The organism is Microcoleus sp. S28C3 (assembly GCF_036700785.1).
Classification (GTDB): domain Bacteria; phylum Cyanobacteriota; class Cyanobacteriia; order Cyanobacteriales; family Microcoleaceae; genus Microcoleus; species Microcoleus asticus.
This window is the reverse complement of the sequence record NZ_JAUBPO010000256.1, coordinates 1-2,237: the sequence shown is the minus strand read 5'-3', so window position 1 is coordinate 2,237 and position 2,237 is coordinate 1. Positions and strand designations below refer to the sequence as shown.

Below are 2,237 nucleotides of genomic sequence, written 5' to 3'. Positions count from 1 at the left end.
CGCACCTAACATTTCGCTCAAGCGGACCAATCAATCGCTTCGCGATTGATGTGGCCGCTTAGCTCCAGCGTTAGGCGCCAATGACAGATCGCAGTCACACGGAGCTGTACTCCAAGCTCCTCGCGTTCGTCGAGGAGCACGGCCATGCGGCGCTGGAAGGCGTTGCGGAACGCGGTATGCCGGCGAGCCGAGCGCTTGAGTTCATGGCGCTCCTCGAGGCACATAGAGTGCCGCTGTACGGGCTTGAGGTCTGGCGCAACTGTCCTGGCGGGTATGACCTCGACGTCTCTTCTATTTGGTATTGCAGCAGCGGCCTGCATCACCAGTATTCAGAGGCGCGGGAAGGGCTCCGACTGGCACAGCCAACGCCGGCAGATCTCGTGGCGGTCCAATTCGGCTAAATTGGCGCCTAACATTTCGCTCAAGCGGACAGATCAATCGCTTCGCGATTGATGCTGCCGCTTAGCTCACCAGTTAGGGGCAGGCAGGATGCGACTTTTCGCGGAATTTACGAGCCATCTCCAAAAGAGAATTGAAGATGCGCTGTCTGAGCTCGCCCCTCTTTCGCCGGAGGAGGCCACGGGAATTGCAGCTCAGTTTCCGGGCATCCCGCAGGACTACCTGGACTTTTTGCAACTGTACGGACACGGCGGATTGAAGCTTGGGGAGTATCGCGACACATGGATTCGACAGGAGCCAGTCCTGGCAGCCAGCTACTTCAATGAAGAGCTTTATTACGTCACCTCGGACTTTCCAGCGCCTAGGGGTGACGTCATTGGATTTGCCACTGATGAGGTCGGAGCTCTCTACGGCTTTGACTCTGGCGACGGATGGCGCATCGTGTGCGTGGACGGGCGCCGAGATGTGGTTCGTTTTGAGCTCACGTTTGTGGAGTTCATCGCCGGAGTTGTTTGTTGCCACCCGTACATGCCCGTTGCAAGGATCTCCGGTGGCTGGGTCGATGGAGTCGGGGAGAGGTTCCTCGATACCGAGGCCGTCGCGCGGTAACTTCATGACTACCGGCAGAGGCTCCATGTCAAACTTGCCCCTAACAGTTCGCTCAAGCGGACCAATCAATCGCTTCGCGATTGATGTGGCCGCTTAGCTCCAGCGTTAGGCGGTTGGTTCTAGGGTGGGCTGAGGCGAGTTCGGTCTCGGCAAGTGCGAGACAACTGGCCGCGAGACATCCGGCCCGCCCGCGCTGTGTAGCCGCGCGTCGCAAGTCCGACGGGCCGTCGAGTAGCCAGTGCCAGGTTTAGGCAGGCGCGGGCACAACAAAACTCAATCCGGCCTTGTCTGCTGTTCCTCGCTCCGGCACATTCCGCCTAACTATTCGTTCAAGCGGACAGTCCAATCGCTTCGCGATTGGAGCTGCCGCTTAACTCAGACGTTAGGCACGGAGGCAGCATGATCGGTCACGGCGAGAATCGGACGCGCTTCTTTGTCGCTTACGGATACTCCGTAGTAGCGGCTCTTGCGGTTCTGTCGCAAGCCCTTATGGAAATAGTGAGGGGCGACGGCGCCAAGGAATGGTTGATCGGCCTTGCGGCCGCGATGCTGGTCTCGCTGGTTCCAGGGTGGTTAGCACGCCACCTTCCGGGCCCCATATGGCTCACGCCCGTCGTCCTCGGCATCGGTGCGGGCCTTGCCATGTTTCCTGCGCTAGGCTTCATCTTCTCGGCACTGAGATAGATCAGTGCCTAACAGTTCGCTCAAGCGGACCAATCAATCGCTTCACGATTGATGTGGCCGCTTAGCTCCAGCGTTAGGTGGGCCATGAGACAGCTTCTCGAGACCGAGTGCCCGCTTGTAGAGTTCTTGTTTGATCTGGCGGCCATCCCATTTGATGCTGCGGCAATCACCGTTGCGCCCATGGCAGACGGCGGCATGGGCAGCTTGGCCATTGCGCCCTTCGCTACCGGCCGGCAACTTGGCTCCTCTCCCGCGCAGTGCCACTTCTTCACAGACGAGGGCGTTCCGGTTTCTGCCGTCCTCAACCTCGACAAGGATGGGTTGCCGTTTGAGATCGACGTTTGGCGGGTAGACTTCAAGCCGGTGGTGGCCTGGCCCTCGCGCAACGATCTTGTGGCTGGCCCACCTAACAACTCGCTCAAGCGGACAGATCAATCGCTTCGCGATTGATGCTGCCGCTTAGCTCCAGCGTTAGGCCATGCAGAACTCGCCACTTCTCGACTCAGTGCTTAATCCCGGAGTCATCGCTTTGTGCATGAGCGTTG

General features: G+C 59.1%; 3 protein-coding genes. All 3 read left to right on the top strand.

The annotated features are described in order from the left end of the window. The first annotated feature begins 80 nt into the window (after positions 1–80). On the top strand, positions 81–401 hold the full coding sequence (locus QUA13_RS32230; RefSeq protein WP_332986675.1) for a hypothetical protein: 321 nt from the start codon (positions 81–83) through the stop codon (positions 399–401). Positions 402–489: 88 nt separating this feature from the next. After that, the gene (locus tag QUA13_RS32225) at positions 490–1,008 is read left to right on the top strand and encodes a hypothetical protein (RefSeq protein ID WP_332986676.1); all 519 of its coding nucleotides are present in this window, start codon (positions 490–492) and stop codon (positions 1,006–1,008) included. Positions 1,009–1,776: 768 nt separating this feature from the next. Next, complete coding sequence (locus tag QUA13_RS32220; protein ID WP_332986677.1) at positions 1,777–2,142, top strand: DUF6984 family protein; 366 nt, start codon at positions 1,777–1,779, stop codon at positions 2,140–2,142. Positions 2,143–2,237: the final 95 nt, after the last annotated feature.

Bases quoted from the DNA above. Each gene is read 5' to 3' on its own strand.
- QUA13_RS32230 (WP_332986675.1), top strand. From the start codon at position 81: ATGACAGATCGCAGTCACACGGAGCTGTACTCCAAGCTCCTCGCGTTC.
- QUA13_RS32225 (WP_332986676.1), top strand. From the start codon at position 490: ATGCGACTTTTCGCGGAATTTACGAGCCATCTCCAAAAGAGAATTGAA.
- QUA13_RS32220 (WP_332986677.1), top strand. From the start codon at position 1,777: ATGAGACAGCTTCTCGAGACCGAGTGCCCGCTTGTAGAGTTCTTGTTT.